The 16,720-nt window shown below is 68.4% G+C and carries 15 protein-coding genes; 8 read left to right on the forward strand and 7 right to left on the reverse strand.

What is annotated here, in order from left to right; all coding sequences use genetic code 11:
* Positions 1–15 precede the first annotated feature (15 nt).
* The 7 genes from tkt to BVIR_RS16605 form a co-directional block, all read right to left on the reverse strand.
* Positions 16–2,034 (reverse strand): transketolase, encoded by a 2,019-nt coding sequence (tkt, locus tag BVIR_RS02855; RefSeq protein WP_055036347.1) that lies wholly within the window; start codon positions 2,032–2,034, stop codon positions 16–18.
* An 11-nt stretch (positions 2,035–2,045) separates the two neighbouring features.
* Positions 2,046–2,921: a phosphoribulokinase gene (locus BVIR_RS02860; RefSeq protein WP_055036348.1), complete on the reverse strand. Its 876-nt coding sequence runs from the start codon at positions 2,919–2,921 to the stop codon at positions 2,046–2,048.
* A 145-nt stretch (positions 2,922–3,066) separates the two neighbouring features.
* Positions 3,067–4,125 carry a class 1 fructose-bisphosphatase gene (locus BVIR_RS02865; RefSeq protein WP_055036349.1) on the reverse strand — a complete coding sequence of 353 codons (1,059 nt, stop codon included), beginning with the start codon at positions 4,123–4,125 and terminating at the stop codon, positions 3,067–3,069.
* Between the two features lie 80 nt (positions 4,126–4,205).
* Positions 4,206–5,102 (reverse strand): CbbX protein, encoded by an 897-nt coding sequence (cbbX, locus tag BVIR_RS02870; RefSeq protein ID WP_055036350.1) that lies wholly within the window; start codon positions 5,100–5,102, stop codon positions 4,206–4,208.
* A 66-nt stretch (positions 5,103–5,168) separates the two neighbouring features.
* Positions 5,169–5,558, reverse strand: a complete 390-nt coding sequence (locus BVIR_RS02875; protein WP_055036351.1) for a ribulose bisphosphate carboxylase small subunit — start codon at positions 5,556–5,558, stop codon at positions 5,169–5,171.
* A gap of 14 nt (positions 5,559–5,572) precedes the next feature.
* Positions 5,573–7,042 (reverse strand): form I ribulose bisphosphate carboxylase large subunit, encoded by a 1,470-nt coding sequence (locus BVIR_RS02880; RefSeq protein WP_055036352.1) that lies wholly within the window; start codon positions 7,040–7,042, stop codon positions 5,573–5,575.
* Between the two features lie 71 nt (positions 7,043–7,113).
* Positions 7,114–7,260 (reverse strand): hypothetical protein, encoded by a 147-nt coding sequence (locus BVIR_RS16605; protein ID WP_156331023.1) that lies wholly within the window; start codon positions 7,258–7,260, stop codon positions 7,114–7,116.
* Between the two features lie 35 nt (positions 7,261–7,295).
* Between BVIR_RS16605 and BVIR_RS02885 the strand changes: the two genes are divergently transcribed.
* From BVIR_RS02885 to BVIR_RS02920, 8 genes are all read left to right on the forward strand, one after another.
* Positions 7,296–8,213, forward strand: a complete 918-nt coding sequence (locus BVIR_RS02885; RefSeq protein ID WP_055036353.1) for a LysR family transcriptional regulator — start codon at positions 7,296–7,298, stop codon at positions 8,211–8,213.
* Between the two features lie 160 nt (positions 8,214–8,373).
* The gene (gene ispH / locus BVIR_RS02890) at positions 8,374–9,354 is read left to right on the forward strand and encodes a 4-hydroxy-3-methylbut-2-enyl diphosphate reductase (protein WP_169788573.1); all 981 of its coding nucleotides are present in this window, start codon (positions 8,374–8,376) and stop codon (positions 9,352–9,354) included.
* Between the two features lie 199 nt (positions 9,355–9,553).
* Positions 9,554–10,582, forward strand: a complete 1,029-nt coding sequence (gene bchI, locus BVIR_RS02895; protein ID WP_055038633.1) for a magnesium chelatase ATPase subunit I — start codon at positions 9,554–9,556, stop codon at positions 10,580–10,582.
* Positions 10,579–12,387 (forward strand): magnesium chelatase subunit D, encoded by a 1,809-nt coding sequence (locus tag BVIR_RS02900; protein WP_055036355.1) that lies wholly within the window; start codon positions 10,579–10,581, stop codon positions 12,385–12,387. Before bchI ends, BVIR_RS02900 begins: the two co-directional genes overlap by 4 nt.
* Positions 12,384–13,268, forward strand: coding sequence for an alpha/beta fold hydrolase BchO (gene bchO / locus BVIR_RS02905; protein WP_055036356.1), 885 nt, complete (start codon positions 12,384–12,386; stop codon positions 13,266–13,268). Before BVIR_RS02900 ends, bchO begins: the two co-directional genes overlap by 4 nt.
* A gap of 189 nt (positions 13,269–13,457) precedes the next feature.
* The gene (crtI, locus tag BVIR_RS02910; RefSeq protein ID WP_055036357.1) at positions 13,458–14,993 is read left to right on the forward strand and encodes a phytoene desaturase family protein; all 1,536 of its coding nucleotides are present in this window, start codon (positions 13,458–13,460) and stop codon (positions 14,991–14,993) included.
* 25 nt (positions 14,994–15,018) lie between these two features.
* The gene (locus tag BVIR_RS02915; protein ID WP_145911885.1) at positions 15,019–16,107 is read left to right on the forward strand and encodes a phytoene/squalene synthase family protein; all 1,089 of its coding nucleotides are present in this window, start codon (positions 15,019–15,021) and stop codon (positions 16,105–16,107) included.
* Positions 16,108–16,171: 64 nt separating this feature from the next.
* A complete protein-coding gene (locus tag BVIR_RS02920) occupies positions 16,172–16,639 on the forward strand; it encodes a hypothetical protein (RefSeq protein WP_055036359.1) in 468 nt (155 codons plus the stop codon).
* Positions 16,640–16,720: the final 81 nt, after the last annotated feature.

Raw genomic sequence — 16,720 nt, forward strand, 5'->3', positions numbered from 1 at the left:
ACCCCTTGGGCGAGGTCAGCGAGCCAATAGGGCTTTGACGGTATCGGCGATCCGCTGCGGCGTGAAGCCGAAATGGGCCAGCAGGTCCTTCTCCGGCGCCGACTCGCCGAAGCGGTCGAGCCCGACGACGTCGCCGCCGAAACCGACCACCGCCCGCCAGCCGCGGGTCACCCCGGCTTCGACTGCGACGTGCGGGATCGCGCGGTCGATCACCGTGGCCTGCTCGGCGGTGCCGAGCCGCTCGAATGCCTCGCGGCAGGGCATCGACACCACCCGCACCGCAATGTTGTCGGCGGCGAGCAGGTCGCGGGCGGCGGTGGCGAGCGCCACCTCCGAGCCGGTGGCGACCAACACCGCCGCCGGCTTGGCCGCGGGCTCCGACAGCACGTAGCCGCCGTTGGCGATTGCAGCTTCCGTCGCCGCCTCGCGCGGCTGGGCCGGCAGGGTCTGGCGCGACAGGACGATGGCGGTCGGGCCGTCCTTGCGAACCAGCGCCGCCCGCCAGGCGAACGCGGTCTCGACCGCATCGGCCGGCCGCCAGACGTCGAGATTGGGGATCAGCCGCAGGCTTTCGACGTGCTCGACCGGCTGGTGGGTGGGGCCGTCCTCGCCAAGCGCGATCGAATCGTGGGTGAAGACGTAGACCACCCGCTGCCCCATCAGCGCGCTCATGCGGATGGCGTTGCGGGCGTAGTCGGAGAACACCAGGAAGGTGGCGACGAAGGGGATGAAGCCGCCGTGCAGCGCGATGCCGTTGGCAATCGCGCTCATGCCGAACTCACGCACGCCGAACAGGATGGTGTTGCCGGCCGCGTCGCGGGTGATCGGAGTTGAGCCCTTGAAATTGGTGAGGTTGGAGTGGGTGAGGTCGGCCGAGCCGCCGAGCAACTCGGGCAGGTCCGGCGCGTACGCCGACAGCGCCACCTGGCCGGCCTTGCGGCTGGCGACGTTGCCGGCGGCCTTGGCCTCGGCCAATGCGTGCGCGGTCGCGGCCGGAAAGGTTGCCGGCAAATCGCCGTTGATGCGGCGCTCGAACTCGGCGGCGAGCTCGGGGAAGGCCGCGCGGTAGGCTTCGAAGCGCTGGGTCCAGTCGGCGTGCAAGCCGGCGCCGCGGGCGCGCTGGTTCCATTGGGCGTAAACGTCGTCTGGCACCACGAACGGCGGGTGGCTCCAGCCGAATGCCGCCTTGGCCTTGGCCGCTTCATCCGGGCCGAGCGGGGCGCCATGCGAGTTCTCGGTGCCCTGTTTGGTGGGGGCGCCGCGGCCGATCACTGTTTTGCAGCAGATCAGGCTGGGCTTGCCGACGCCGAGTGCAACGGTGATGGCGGCATCGATGGCGGCGGGGTCGTGGCCGTCGACATCGCGCACCACGTGCCAGCCATAGGCCTCGAACCGCGCCGGGGTGTCGTCGGCGAACCACTCCTCGACCTTGCCGTCGATCGAGATGCCGTTGTCGTCATAGAGCGCGACCAGCTTGCCGAGCCCCAGGCGTCCGGCGAGCGAGGCGGCCTCGTGGCTGATGCCCTCCATCAGGCAGCCATCGCCGAGGAACACGAAGGTGCGGTGGTCGACGACGGTGTGCCCGGGGCGATTGAACTGGGCGGCCAGCGTTTTCTCCGCAATCGCCATGCCGACGGCATTGGCGAAGCCCTGGCCGAGCGGGCCGGTGGTGGTCTCGACGCCGACGGTGACGCCGACCTCGGGATGGCCCGGCGTCTTGGCGTGCATCTGGCGGAAGCGCTTCAGCTCGCTGAGCGGCAGGTCGTAGCCGGTGAGATGGAGCAGGCCGTAGATCAGCATCGAGGCGTGGCCGTTCGACAGCACGAAGCGGTCGCGGTCGGGCCAAGTCGGGTCGGCGGGGTCGTGGCGGAGGTGCTGGCGCCACAGCACGGCAGCGATCTCGGCCATGCCCATCGGCGCGCCGGGGTGGCCGGATTTGGCGGCCTCGACCGCATCGATGGCGAGCGCGCGCAGCGCCGCGGTCACCGGCCAGGTCAGGCTGGTGGCGGAGGTGATCTTCTGGACTTGGTTCATGCTGCGCTTCCTCAAAGTGCCCGGCGCTTCATCTCGATCAGCTTCAGGATCATCGGCGTCAGGATCAACTGCATGGCGATATCCAGCTTGCCGCCGGGAATGACAATGGAATTGGCGCGGCTCATCCAGCTGCCGTCGATCATCGACAACAAATAGGGGAAATCGATGCCGCGGGGATTCTTGAACCGGATCACCACGATCGACTCGTCCGCGGTCGGAATCCACCGCGCCACGAAGGGGTTGGAGGTATCGACCGTCGGTGCGCGCTGGAAGTTGATGTCGGTCTCGGTGAACTGCGGGCAGATGTAGTGCACATAGTCTGGCATGCGTCGCAGGATGGTGTCGGTCACCGTCTCGGTGGAATAGCCGCGGGTGGCCTTGTCGCGGTGGAGTTTCTGGATCCATTCCAGATTGATCACCGGCACCACGCCGATCTTGAGGTCGACGTGCTGGGCGACGTTGACCTCCTCGGTCATCACCGCGCCGTGCAGTCCCTCATAGAACAACAGATCGGTTTCGCCGGTGATGTCCTGCCATGGCGTGAAGTTGCCAGGCTCGACGCCGTAGAGTTGCTGCTCTTCGGCGTCGTGGACGTAACGCCGAACCCGGCCGTGGCCGCTGCGGCTATATTCGGCGAACAGCTGCTCCAACTCCTTGAGCAGATTGGTTTCGGGCGAGAAGTGGCTGTAGTTCCTGTTGCCCTTCTTGGCCTCCTCCGCGATGCGCTCGCGCATCTCGAAGCGGTCGTAGCGGTGGAAGGAATCGCCCTCGACGAAGGCGGCGGTGACGCCCTCGCGGCGGAAGATCTGCTCGAAGGTGCGTTTCACCGAAGTGGTGCCGGCGCCGGACGAGCCGGTCACGGCAATGATCGGGTGCTTGCGGGACATGGCTTTCTCGCATCCAAACGAACGGGAGGATCACAAGGGCTGAGGCGTTCCTTGAGCGGCGGGACGCCACAAGCGATTGTTTCGTTGGGCTTTCTTTTGCAAACCGGGTCCCGCTGCCGCGGACGACCCACCCCGGCCCGGTCGGTCAGGATCGGAACAGACCGCGCTTGGCGAACAACGGCGACCGCGCGGCGATCGATTCGGGCGCTGCGACGTATCGGGCGACGCGCTGAACCTTCTCGCTCGAGCCAAATACTAGCGGCACGCGCTGGTGCAGCGAGGTCGGCTTGAGGTCCAAAATGGGCGAACTGCCGTTGGAGGCGGCGCCGCCAGCCTGTTCCATCAGGAACGCGATCGGGTTGCCCTCGTAGATCAGCCGCAGCCGGCCGGAGATGTAGCCTTTGCGGGCGTCGGACGGGTAGAGATAGACGCCGCCGCGGATCAGGATGCGGTGGGCCTCCGCCACCATCGCCGCCAGCCAGCGCATGTTGTAATCGACGTCGCGCGGACCGTCCTGGCCCTTCAGCAGATCGTCGATATAGAGCCGGATCGGCTCATCCCAGTGCCGGTAGTTCGACATGTTGATGGCGAACTCGCGGGCGTCCGGCGGCACCTCCATGCGGTCGAACACCAGCACGTAGCGACGGGTGGCAGGGTCGAGCACGAACATCGCCGTGCCCTGGCCGACGGTCAGCACCAGTGCGGTGTTGGGGCCGTAGATGGCATAGCCGGCGGCAAGTTGGGCGCGACCCGGCTGCAGGAACGCCTCGGATAAAGCGGGATCGACGTTTGCCGGCGCCGGCAAGACCGAGAAGATGGTGCCGATCGAGGTGTTGGTGTCGATGTTGGAGGAGCCGTCGAGCGGGTCGATGGCGACGATCAGCGGCGCACCCTTGGTGAGGGCCTCCGGCACGTCGGCTTCTTCGGAAGCGAGCGCGGCGACCGGGGCGCTGGTGAGATGACGCTGGATCAGGCTGTTGGTGATGACGTCGAGTTCTTTTTGGGCATCGCCGCCGCCCTTGTCGATGCGGGCCGCGGCGAGGTCGCCGGCGAGTGGCCCCTGGGCAACCAGCCCGGAAATCTCCGCGGTCGCCCGCGCCAGCGCGGCGACAGTGTCCGCGACCGCCGTTCGCAACGGGTCGTTCCCCGCCCAGGCGTTGAGATAGTCCTCAAGTAGAGGTTTGGCGTGTGGCGTCTGTGTCATCGGCCGTCCCTAGGTCCCCCCAAGCGTCTTGACCAACTGCGTTGGTCAACGTCTCGGTCAGCGTCTTGGTGTTGTTATTGTCACTTCATTATCCGGCTTGCCAGGATTTCGGCGGCCGAAATCGTCATCAGGTCGTCGCGGCCGACCGGCGTGTCGGTATCGAACAGCCGCACCGCCTGGCGTAGCCGCGCCCGGTCGAAGGCGTTGCGGATCGAGCGTGCATTGGCAAAGTTGGGCTGGGTTCGCCGCCGCGCGATATAGTCGGTCAAAGCGGCCTTGGCGGCATCGTCGAAGCGGTAGCCTTCGGCGGTGGCCATGGTCTCGGCGATCCGCAGCAATTCGGCGTCGGAATAGTCCGGAAAATCGATGTGGTGGGCAATGCGTGAGCGGAAACCCGGATTGGCCGAAAAGAAGGTGTTCATGCGGTCGGCATAGCCGGCGAGGATCACCACCAAGTCATCACGCTGATTCTCCATCACCTGGAGCAGGATTTCGATGGCCTCTTGGCCGTAATCCTTCTCGTTCTCCGGGCGGTAGAGATAATAGGCCTCGTCGATGAACAGCACGCCGCCCATGGCGCGCTTGAGCACTTCCTTGGTCTTGGGGGCGGTGTGGCCGATATACTGGCCGACCAGATCGTCGCGCGTGACGGAGACGAGGTGACCTTTGCGCACGTAGCCGAGGCGGTGGAGAATGCCGGCCATGCGCAACGCGACGGTGGTCTTGCCGGTGCCGGGATTGCCGGTGAACGCCATGTGCAGCGTCGGCGGCGCCGAGGCGAGCCCGAGATTCTCGCGGGCGCGGGCGACCAGCAGGAAGGCGGCAATCTCGCGGATGCGGTCCTTGACCGGCTTCAGCCCCACCAGTTCACGGTCGAGATCAGCCAGCAGCGAGCCGATGTCGGTGTCGCGATACATCGCCTTGAGGTCGACCGCGGGGGCGGTCTCGGACGGCGGCGGGGACGCGGGCACGTTCATCGGGCTCTCCGAGAAGGGGGAAACCCCGGCGCGGGGGTGCCGGGGCTCGCGGGGCAATCTTTGACGTCAGCGCACCGTCACTAGCGTATAGCGCTGGGTGCGGCCTTCGACCTCGGTGCGCTCCAGGCGGAAGGTCGGCTCGACCTTGGGGCGCTGTACGATGAAGGACATCCGCACCGCCTCCCAGCCGCGGCTGGAATCGAAGGCGTTGAGGCGGATGTAGTGGTCGGGGTGGGCGGCGCGGCACGCCGCCAGCTCCTGCATCACCCCCGCAGGATCCTGGAGATCGAACATCGGGTTGCCCCACATCTCCCAATAGGTGTTGCGGGGGTGGGGGTCGTCGGTGAACTCGATCGACACCGCCCACTCCTGGTCGAGGCACCAGGCGACCTGCTTCTTGATCTGGTCGTCGGTGAGGTCGGGCAGGAACGAAAAGGCACCCTGGGTCACGCGCATGTTGTCCTCCCGTCTCAGGCGACGCTGGCGGTCGGCACGAAGTCCGACGTGTCGGTCGAGGTGTAGTCGAAGGTGACCTCGCCCCAGGTGTCGAGCGCGGCCCGCAGCGGCTGGCACCATTTTGCGGCCTCGACCAGGATCTCAGGCCCCTCGGTGCGGATGTCACGGCCCTCGTTGCGGGCCAGCACCATGGTCTCCAGCGCGACGCGGTTGGCGGTGGCGCCGGCCTCGATGCCCATCGGGTGGCCGATGGTGCCGCCGCCGAACTGCAGCACCACGTCGTCGCCGAACAAATCGAGCAGCTGGTGCATCTGGCCGGCATGGATGCCGCCGGAGGCCACCGGCATCACCGGGCGGATGTCGGCCCAGTCCTGCTCGAAGAACAGCCCGCGCTCGAGGTCGACCTCGCTTTTGCGGTCGCGACAGACTTTATAATAGCCCTGCACCATCTTGGGGTCACCTTCCAGCTTGCCGACCGCGGTGCCGGCGTGGAGGTGGTCGACGCCGGCGAGGCGCAGCCACTTGGCGATGACGCGGAACGACACGCCGTGGTTCTTCTGGCGGGTGTAGGTGCCGTGGCCGGCGCGGTGCATGTGGACCAGCATGTCGTTGGCGCGGGCCCATTCGGCGATCGACTGGATCGCGGTCCAGCCGACCACGAGGTCGACCATCACGATCACCGAGCCGAGATCCTTGGCGAATTCGGCTCTGCGGTACATCTCCTCCATGGTGCCGGCGGTGATGTTGAGGTAGTGCCCCTTCACCTCGCCGGTGGCGGCCTGGGCCTTGTTCACCGCCTCCATGCAGTAGAGGAAGCGGTCGCGCCAGTGCATGAACGGCTGGGAATTGATGTTCTCGTCGTCCTTGACGAAGTCGAGCCCGCCCTTCAGCGCCTCATAGACCACCCGGCCATAGTTTTTGCCCGACAAGCCGAGCTTGGGCTTGGTGGTGGCGCCGAGCAGCGGCCGGCCGAACTTGTCGAGCCGCTCGCGTTCGACCACGATGCCGGTCGGCGGACCCTTGAAGGTCTTCACATAAGCAACCGGAAGCCGCATGTCCTCGAGGCGCGCGGCCTTGACCGGCTTGAACGAGAACACGTTGCCGATGATCGAGGCGGTGAGGTTGGCGATCGAGCCTTCCTCGAACAGCACCAGATCGTAGGCGACGTAGACGAAATATTGGCCCGGTTGTCCCGGAACCGGGTCCACTTTGTAGCACTTGGCGCGGTAGGTGTCGCAGGCGGTCAGCCGGTCGGTCCACACCACCGTCCACGTCGCCGTGGAGCTCTCGCCGGCGACGGCGGCACCGGCCTCGATCGGGTCGACTCCATCCTGCGGGGTGACGCGGAACAGCGCCAGAAGGTCGGTGTCCTTCGGCACGTAGTCGCCGTCCCAATAGCCCATCTGGGCGTATTTCAAGACGCCGGCCTTGTAGCGGCTCTTGGCGTCCTTGATGGCGGCGGGCGTGGCGGTGTCATGCGGCATGTGGTGTTCCCTTGCGATGGCGCGCATCTAAGGGCAGTTCCGGACATTAGTAAATTTGAATTCGCTAATTGTCATGTTAAGTTTTGCTGAATGTCGTCGGCTGGGAAGCTGCGACGATCATCGCCATGCTCTTCGTCATGCCCGCGCTTGGCGCGGGCATCCACGTCTTGAAATCCTTTGGGAGCAAAGACGTAGATGGCCGGGACAAGCCCGGCCATGACGAGAGAGCCACAAGAGTCCGACTCGGAATGTCATGCGCCACGCCACGCTCAAACAGCTACGCCTGCTCGCCGCCGCCGCCCGCACCGGCAGCTTCGCCGCCGCCGCCGAGGCCAGCGGCGTCACCGCGCCGGCGGTCACCATGCAGATGAAGGCGCTCGAGGCCGAGGTCGGGCTGCCGTTGTTCGAGCGCGACGCCCGCGGCCTCCGCCTCACCGCGGCGGGGCAGGAGCTCAACGCCTGCGCCCGCCGCGTCGATCTCGCGCTGTCCGACTGCGAGTCGGCGGTGCGGGCGCTGAAGACGCTGGAGGGCGGCCGCGTCGTGCTCGGCGTGGTGTCGACCGCGAAATATTTCGCGCCGTTCGCGCTGGCGGCGTTCGCGCGGCGGCATCCCGGCGTCGAGACCGAACTGGTGATCGGCAACCGCGGCGAGATCGTCGCCAGGTTCGAGGAGGGCGCGCTCGATGTCACCGTCATGGGCCGGCCGCCCGAGGACGTCGCGGTGGCGAGTGCGCTGATCGGCGACCACCCCCACCTCATCGTGGCCTCGCCCGACCACGCCCTGGTCGGGCGCGGACCATTGAAGCCCGCCGATCTCAAGCCCTATCCGATGCTGACGCGGGAGGTCGGCTCGGGCACCCGCACGCTGATGGAGCAGTTCTTCCGCGATGCCGACGTCAGCCCGCGCATCGGCATGGAGATCGGCTCGAACGAGACCATCAAGCAGGCGGTGATGGCCGGGCTCGGCCTCGCCGTCATCTCCGGCCATACCGTTGCAACCGAACTCGCCGACGGTCGGCTTACGGCCCTGCCGGTCGAGGGCCTGCCGCTGTGGCGCAAATGGTTCGTGGTGCGGCCCCTGGCCAAGCGGCTGATGCCGGCGGCTGAGGCGCTGTGCGACTACCTCGCCACCGAGGGCCATCGCTTCCTGCCCAAGGTGGCGGGGGTGTAAGACATTCCCTCCCGCAACGGGACCGGTCGCGCGAAACCGGATGCTGTCAAGCGCGCGCGACATGTAGGGTGACGCGGTAGCCTGACACATGCTAAGTGTTCAAAAAACCAGGAGCATGCGTGCCGTCATGCCGGGGAGAGGGACACCCCTTCGGGTTGTGGTGGCGAAGCCGTGCGGCGTCTGCGCCGGCGTTCGTCGAGCGGTCGAGACCATTGAGCGCGCGCTCGTGGTGTACGGCCCGCCGGTCTATGCCCGCCACGAAATCATTCATGATCGCCATGCCGTCGACGAGTTGCAGGCGCGCGGCGCGGTGTTCGTCGACGACCTTTCCGCCGTTCCGGACGGCGCCGTGGTGGTGTTTGGCGCCCACGGCGTGGCCGAGGAGGCCGAGCACGACTGCGAGCGCCGCGGCCACGACGTCATCGACGCCACCTGTCCGCTGGTGCTGAAGCTCCACAAGGAAGCCCGCCGGCTGGCCGACCGCGGCTACGACGTGGTGGTGGTCGGCCGCGCCGGCGACGACGAGGTCGACGCCATCGCCAGCCGCATTCCCGGCCGTGTCCATGTCGTGTCCCACCTCGCCGACGTCGAGCGGCTGGAGGTGGCCGATCCCGCCCGCGTCGCCTACCTGCTGCAGACCACGCTCGGCGGTCTCGACACCGTGGACATCGTGGCCGCGCTCAAACATCGCTTCCCGCGCCTGGCCACCCAGGACGGCGACGCCTGCTCGGCGGTCCACGACCGCGAGAGGGCGGCCCTCAAGCTCGCCCGCCGGGTCGATGCGGTGTTCGTGGTCGGTTCGGGGTCCGCGGTCACCACCCGCCGCCTGCTCGAGATTGTCGCCGCCAGCGGCGTGCCGACCCGGCTGGTCGAAAACGCCGGCGCGATCGAGCACGGCAACATCGATGGGCTCACCGCGGTCGGCCTCGCCGCCGGTCCCTCCACTCCGGACAAGTTGGTCGATGCGGTGGTGGCGCGGCTGAAGATGCTGAGGCCGGTCGAGATCGACGTGCTCGACGGTGTCGAGGAATTTGTCCGTTTCCGTCTCCCCTCCCGCTTGCGTCACGCCGGCGAGCGGTCCTCACCCGGCCTCGGCGGGGCGCCGCTGGCGCCCGGTGCCGCCTTGTCTCACGACCGTTGAAGCGTTTAAGCAAGGTTCGGATGCCGGTTCTGCGTGATGAGCGCGACACACCATGCTGCAGCCGCCCCGGCAGGGGAGAACCCGTTGCGGCGGGCGGAACGGTGTGCATTCCGGACTTGATTGATGCCGTCTTGACGTCCACACCGCAGGCGGTTCAGCCCAACCCTTAAGCTCGGCGTCCGCGCCTCACGGAGTGATCATGCGCGTCGTGTTTCCTTTTACCGCCATCGTTGGCCAGGAGGAGATGAAGCTCGCCCTCCTGATCGCCGCGGTCGACCCGTCGGTCGGCGGCGTTCTTGCCTTCGGCGATCGCGGCACCGGCAAGTCTACCGCCGTCCGCGCCCTGGCGGCGTTGCTTCCCAAGATGAAGGCCATCGTCGGCTGCCCCTATGGCTGCGACCCGGCGAACGAGGCCAATTATTGCTATTCCTGCCGCGAGCGGGTGGCGAACGGCGAGACGCTGAAATCCAAGCAGGTGCAGGTGCCGGTGGTCGATCTGCCGCTCGGCGCCACCGAGGATCGCGTGGTCGGGGCGCTGGATCTGGAGCGCGCGCTGGCCAAGGGCGAGAAGGCGTTCGAGCCGGGCCTGCTCGCGCGGGCCCACCGCGGCTTCCTCTACATCGATGAGGTCAACCTGCTCGAGGACCACCTGGTCGACCTTCTGCTCGACGTCGCCGCCTCCGGCGAGAACGTGGTCGAGCGCGAGGGCCTGTCGATCCGGCACCCGGCGCGTTTCGTGCTGATCGGCTCGGGCAACCCGGAAGAGGGCGAGCTGCGCCCGCAGCTGCTGGACCGCTTCGGCCTCTCGGTCGAAGTCAGGACGCCGGGGGACATCAAGACCCGCATCGAGGTGGTGCGCCGGCGCGATGCGTTCGAGCACGATCCGGAGGGCTATGTCGCCCACTGGAAGAAGCAGGACGAGAAGGTTCGCAAGAAGCTCTCCACCGCCCGCGAGCGGCTGCCGGAGGTCAAGGTGCCCGACGCCGCGCTGGAGCGCGCGGCAACGCTGTGCATGTCGCTGGGCACCGACGGCCTGCGCGGCGAGCTGACGCTGATCCGCGCCGCGCGGGCGCTGGCCGCGCTCGATGGCGCGGGCGAGGTCACCGACGATCAGCTCAAGCGCGTCGCGCCCTCGGCGCTGCGCCACCGCCTGCGCCGCAATCCGCTGGACGAGGTCGGCTCGACCGTGCGCGTCGAGCGCGCTGTGACGGAGATGTTCGGGGAATGACGGAGCCGGCAGCCAGCATCCCGCCATGGGTCGACGCGGTCAGAGCCGCGGCGCTGTTCGCGGTCGATCCGGCCGGCCTGGTCGGCATCGTGCTCCGCGCCCACGCCGGGCCGGTGCGGGACCGCTGGCTGGAGCACGTGCGCGAGCTGCTGCCGGATACCGTGCCGGTGCGCCGGCTGCCGCTGCACATCACCGACTCCCGCCTGCTCGGCGGGCTCGACCTTGCCGCGACGCTGTCGGCCGGCCGGCCGGTGGCCGAGCAGGGCCTGCTGGTCGACGTCGACGGCGGTGTGCTGATTGCGGCGATGGCCGAGCGCATGGCGGGCGGCACCGCGGCGCGGCTGGCGGCGGCGCTCGACACCGGCGAGGTGGTGCTGGAGCGCGACGGCCTTGCCCTGCGCTTCGATACCCGCTTCGGCGTCATCGCGCTCGACGAGGGCCTCACCCCCGACGAGCGGCCGCCGGGCGCGCTGCTCGACCGGCTCGGCGTGCGGCTCGATTTGAGCGCGGTCGGCACCCGCGACGCCATCGAGCAGATTTACGAGCCCGAGGACATCGCCGAGGCCCGCGCCCGGCTGTCGTCGGTCGCGGTGGGTGAGGATGTGATCGAGGCGCTGGTCGGCGTCGCCGTCCAGCTCGGCATCGATTCGATCCGGGCGCCGCTGCTGGCGCTCGCCGCCGCCCGCGCCTCCGCCGCGCTGGATGAGCGCGACGCCATCGGGCCGGAGGACGCCGCGCTGGCGGCGCGGCTGGTGTTCGGCGCCCGCGCCACCCGGCTGCCGCAGATCGAGGAGCCGCCGCCGCCGGACCAGCCCGACGATGACGAGCCCGAGCCGCCCGACCAGGGCGAGGAGGAGGAGGCCGACGTCCAGCCGCTGGAGGACCTGATCCTCGAAGCGGCCAAGGCGGCGATCCCGGACGGCCTGCTGCTGCAACTGAAGATGTTCGGCGGCCGCCAGCGCCAGCGCTCGTCCGGCAAGGCCGGCGAGCTGCACCAGTCCAAGCTGCGCGGCCGGCCGATCGGCAGTCGGCGAGGCGATCCCCGCGCGGGCGTGCGCATCAACGTGGTGGAGACGCTGCGGTCCGCCGCGCCGTGGCAGAAGTTGCGGCGCGAGGAGCCCGGGCGTGTTCCGCCGCAGCCCGGCAAGGGCAAGCGGGTCCAGCCGCGGGTGGAGGTACGGCGCGACGATTTCCGCGTCACCCGCTACAAGCACCGCTCTGAGACCACCACCATCTTCGTGGTCGACGCGTCCGGATCGACGGCGCTCAACCGCCTCGCCGAAGCCAAGGGGGCGGTCGAGCTGCTGCTCGCTGACTGCTACGTGCGGCGCGACCAGGTGGCGATGCTGGCGTTCCGCGGCAAGGACGCCGAGCTGCTGTTGCCGCCGACCCGCTCGCTGTTCCGTGCCAAGCGCTGCCTTGCCGCGCTGCCCGGCGGCGGTGGCACGCCGCTCGCGGCCGGCATCATCTCGGCGGCGCTGCTGGCCGAGGACATTCGGCGCCGGGGCCAGACCCCGACCATCGTGTTTCTCACCGACGGCCGCGGCAACATCGCCCGCGACGGCACGCCCGGCCGGGCCAAGGCCGACGAGGACGCGCTGGCGGCGGCCAAGATGGTGCGCGCGGCCAATTTCACCGCGCTGCTGGTCGACAATTCGCCCCACGCCGAGCCGCGCGCCAGGAAGCTCGCGAGCGAGATGGGGGCGATGTACGTCGCGCTGCCCTACGCCGACGCCGGCGCGATCTCGGCGGCGGTGCGCGCCACCGTGCTGCCGGCCCAGCGCAACGGGGCACCGCCAAGATGAGCAGGCTGGAGTGGCAACGCGACGGCCTCGACTGGCCCAATCGGCACGCCAGCCACTTCATCCAAGCTGCCGGCTTCCGTTGGCACGTCCAGAAGATGGGCGAGGGGCCGGCGCTGCTATTGGTGCATGGCACCGGGGCTGCCACCCATTCCTGGGGTGGGCTGTTGCCGTTGCTCGCCAAGCATTTCACCGTGGTCGCGCCGGACCTGCCGGGCCACGGCTTCAGCGAATTGCCGCGGACCAGCCGGCTGTCGATCCCCGGCATGGCCCATGCAATGGCCGAGCTGTTGCAGGTGATGGATTTCAAGCCGGCGATCTGCGTCGGCCATTCCGCCGGCGTCGCGGCGGTCGCGCGCATGACGCTCGACCGCCTGATCGATCCACGTCTGATCATCGGCATCAATGCCGCGGTGATGCCGTTCCGCGGCCTGGCCGGGCAGGTGTTGATTCCGGTGGCGCAGATGTTCTTCCGCAATCCGCTGATGGCGTACATCTACGCCTGGAGCGCGGACCCGGAGAAGGTCGAGAAGGTGATCGTCTCGACCGGCTCGAACATCGACGCCAAATCACTCGAGCTCTACGCCCGCCTGTTCCAGAACTCCGGTCACGTCGCCGGCGCGCTCGGCATGATGGCGCGCTGGAACCTGGCGCCGTTGGTGCGCGAACTGCCCAAGCTGAGCACGCCGATCACCCTGGTGGTCGGGTGCAACGACCGCACGGTCCAGCCGGACGAGGCGGTCGAGGTCGCAGCGACGATGTGGCCGCAGGCCAAGGTGATTCCGCTCAAGGGTCTTGGCCACCTCGCGCACGAGGAGCGTCCGCCGGAGGTCGCCGACGTCATCATCCAGGAGGCGCGCCTTGCCGGCATCCTGGGGGCGTGACGGCCCGATCACGGCGCTGGCCCGGGCGGTTCGGCGCGCCGGTCCGGGCGCTTTTACAGCCGTCACGCCGGTTGATCACGGATTGCGTCTTGGCCCGGAGGATGCTTGCTCCCGTGGGGCGTTCGCGCCGTCAACGACAACGATAACCCGCCCCGCCAACCGGCCCGTGACACAGCAAGGAGACTCCTTGTGACGATCGCCCCCAATCTTCAGCAACTCGCCGTCGAGACCGATTCCCGCCCCCACGCGGTGGTGATCGGCGCCGGTTTCGGCGGCCTTGGTGCGGCGGTGCGCCTCGGCGCGCGCGGTTATCGCGTCACGGTGGTCGATCGGCTGGCCGGGCCGGGGGGGCGCGGCCGTGGCTTCCAGCAGGATGGCTACACCTTCGATGCCGGGCCGACCATCGTCACCGCGCCGCAGATGTTCGAAGAGCTGTGGGAGCTGTGCGGCAAGAAGATGTCCGATCACGTGCCGTTGGTGGCGATGGACCCGTTCTATCGCGTCATCTTTGCCGACGGCTCGACATTCGATGCCAGCCAGGACACCGACAAGGTGCGCGCCCAGGTCGCCAAGATGGCTCCGAACGACCTTGCCGGCTGGGATCGCTACATGACGCGGAGCGAGGGAATCTTCCGCGACGTCTATCAGAAGGTTCACGACATCCCGTTTCGCACGATCTGGGATATGTCGATCATCATGAACGAACTGATCCGGTTCGAGGGCTATCGTACCGTCTACGGCTTGGTGTCGCGCTTCGTGAAGGACGAGCGCCTGCGTCAGGCGCTGTCGTTTCATCCGCTGTTCATCGGCGGCAATCCGTTCGCTGCCAGCGCGTTCTACTGCCTCATCACCTTTCTGGAAAAGCACTGGGGCGTCCATTACGCCCTCGGCGGCACCAGCAAGATCGCCGATGGCCTCGCCGATCTGATCCGCGAGCAGGGCGGCGTGCTGCGGTTCAATGAGGACGTGACGGAAATCACGCTAAACGGCCGGCGCGCCACCGGCGTCAGGCTCGCCTCGGGCAAGACCATCGCGGCCGACATCGTGGTGTCGAACGCCGATTCCGCCTTCACCTATCGCCGTCTCCTGCCGGCCCACGTGCGGCGGCGCTGGAACGACCGCAAGCTCGATCGGGCCAAGTATTCGATGAGCCTGTTCGTGTGGTATTTCGGGACGAGCCGGCAATGGCCCGAGGTGCCCCATCACACCATCCTGATGGGTCCGCTCTACCGCGAGCTGATCCGGGACATCTTCGTGAAGAAGGTGCTGGCGCCTGACTTCAGCCTCTACCTCTATCGCCCGACCGCCACCGACCCGTCGATGGCCCCGGCAGGCTGCGATAGCTTCTACGTGCTATCCCCGGTGCCGAACCTGCAAAGCGACGTCGATTGGACCGCCGCGGCCGAGCCCTACCGCCGCGCCATCGAGGACCGGCTCGAGCACACCCTGTTGCCGGGGCTGAAGAATTCGGTGGTGACCTCGCGCATGGTGACGCCGCTGCATTTCCGCGACACCTTGCTGTCGCCGTACGGCGCCGGGTTCGGGCTGGAGCCGGTCCTGACGCAAAGTGCGTATTTCCGGCCGCAAAATCGCAGCGAAGATGTTGACGGCCTTTATCTCGTCGGTGCCGGCACCCATCCGGGGGCCGGTCTGCCGGCGGTGCTAGCCTCGGCGAAGATTCTCGACAAGGTGGTGCCTGATGCAAAACAGCTTGCCCGACACTGACGCTAAGGCGGAAGCGACGCCCGCGATGCCGGCCAGGGTGGACGATCTGGCCGCCTGTCGCGAACTGCTTCGTAACGGCTCGCGCTCGTTCTACACCGCGTCGATGGTGCTGCCGCCGACGGTGCGGGCCGCGGCCTGCACGCTCTACGCCTTCTGCCGCGTCGCCGACGACGCGGTCGATCTCGGCGTCGACCGCGTCGCCGCGCTGGCCGGCCTGCGCGAGCGGCTGGACCGCGCCTATGCCGGCCGGCCGATGCCCGATCCGGTCGACCGCGCCTTCGCCGAAACCGTCGAGCGCTATGCGGTGCCGCGCGCGCTGCCGGAGGCGCTGCTCGACGGCTTCGCCTGGGATGCCGAAGGTCGCCGCTACCAGGATTTCTCCGGGGTGGTGGCCTATTCGGCCCGCGTCGCCGCGGCGGTCGGCGCGATGATGACGGTGCTGATGGGGATGCGCGAGCCCGAGGTGCTGGCGCGGGCCTGCGACCTCGGCGTCGCCATGCAGCTCTCCAACATCGCCCGCGACGTCGGCGAGGACGCCCGCGCCGGCCGGCTCTACCTGCCGCTCGACTGGATGCGCGAAGCCGGGCTCGACCCCGACGCCTTCCTCGCCGAGCCGAAGTTCGACGCGCGGCTGGCGTCGGTGGTGAAGCGGCTGATCAATGAGGCCGACAAGCTTTACGTCCGCTCGGAGGCCGGCATCGCCCGGCTGCCGCTGAGCTGCCGGCCCGGCATCTGGGCGGCGCGGCTGATCTATGCCGAGATCAACCGCGAGGTGGCGCGGCGCGGCTACGATTCGGTGTCGAGCCGGGCGGTGGTGTCGGCCGGCGCCAAGGCCCGCCTGCTCGGTCGCGGGCTGGCGCAGGCGCCGCTGCCGGGCCGCAACGAGACCGCACCGCCGCTGCCGGAGGTCGCGTTCCTGGTCGAGGCGATCGCGTCGACGCCGGCGCTGCGGCGGGCCGACAGCGAGGTCGCGTGGTGGGACGTGCACGGCCAGATCGCGATGATGATCGATATCTTCGCGAGCGTCTCCGAACGCGAGCAGGAGCGGATTTGCACCACGCAGGGCATCGCGCCGATGGGCCGCGAGAGTTTGCAGCGCCTCCGTGCGGGCTGAGTCCGGCGCGCGGGCATGACGGACGGGGCTGCTGCATGACAGACGCTAGGCAAGGGAGAGCAAGATGGATTTGATCACCGGTATCGAGGATATCGTCGCGGGCGCGGTCGGCGCCATCGTCGGCAGTGTGCTGTTCTACAAGGCTCACGTCCACATGACGTACGTCTCCGAACTGCGCGCGCAGGCCGAGGCGGAGGGTCTGGTCCGCAGCGCCGCGCGGCCGGACTACATGTGGACGACCGCCAAGACCGCCATGATGATGCGGCCGGTCGGGCTGACCTTCGTCACGTTCCTCGCCGTCGTCGGCGTGATCGGCTTCCTGTCGCACGCCATCGGCCTCGTTGCCCTGGTCGGCATGCTGATGGCGCTCGGTGGCTACGCCAAGTGGTTCACCACTCACATCGAGTACCGCGTGTCGGACCTGCCGAACGAGCGTCCGGCGGCGGTGGAGGCGGAGAGTGCCCCGGCCTCGACTGCGGTCGAACCCGAGCAGCCGTCGGTGGATGCGACCCCGGTGCCTGGCGCGGCGTAAGCGCCGCTGCGGCCGGGCGAAGTCCGCCGACCTCCAACCGATGTCGTCGGCGGGTTGCACCGAGGGGTGATGGCCGGGTCG

Source organism: Blastochloris viridis (assembly GCF_001402875.1).
GTDB classification, from domain to species: domain Bacteria; phylum Pseudomonadota; class Alphaproteobacteria; order Rhizobiales; family Xanthobacteraceae; genus Blastochloris; species Blastochloris viridis.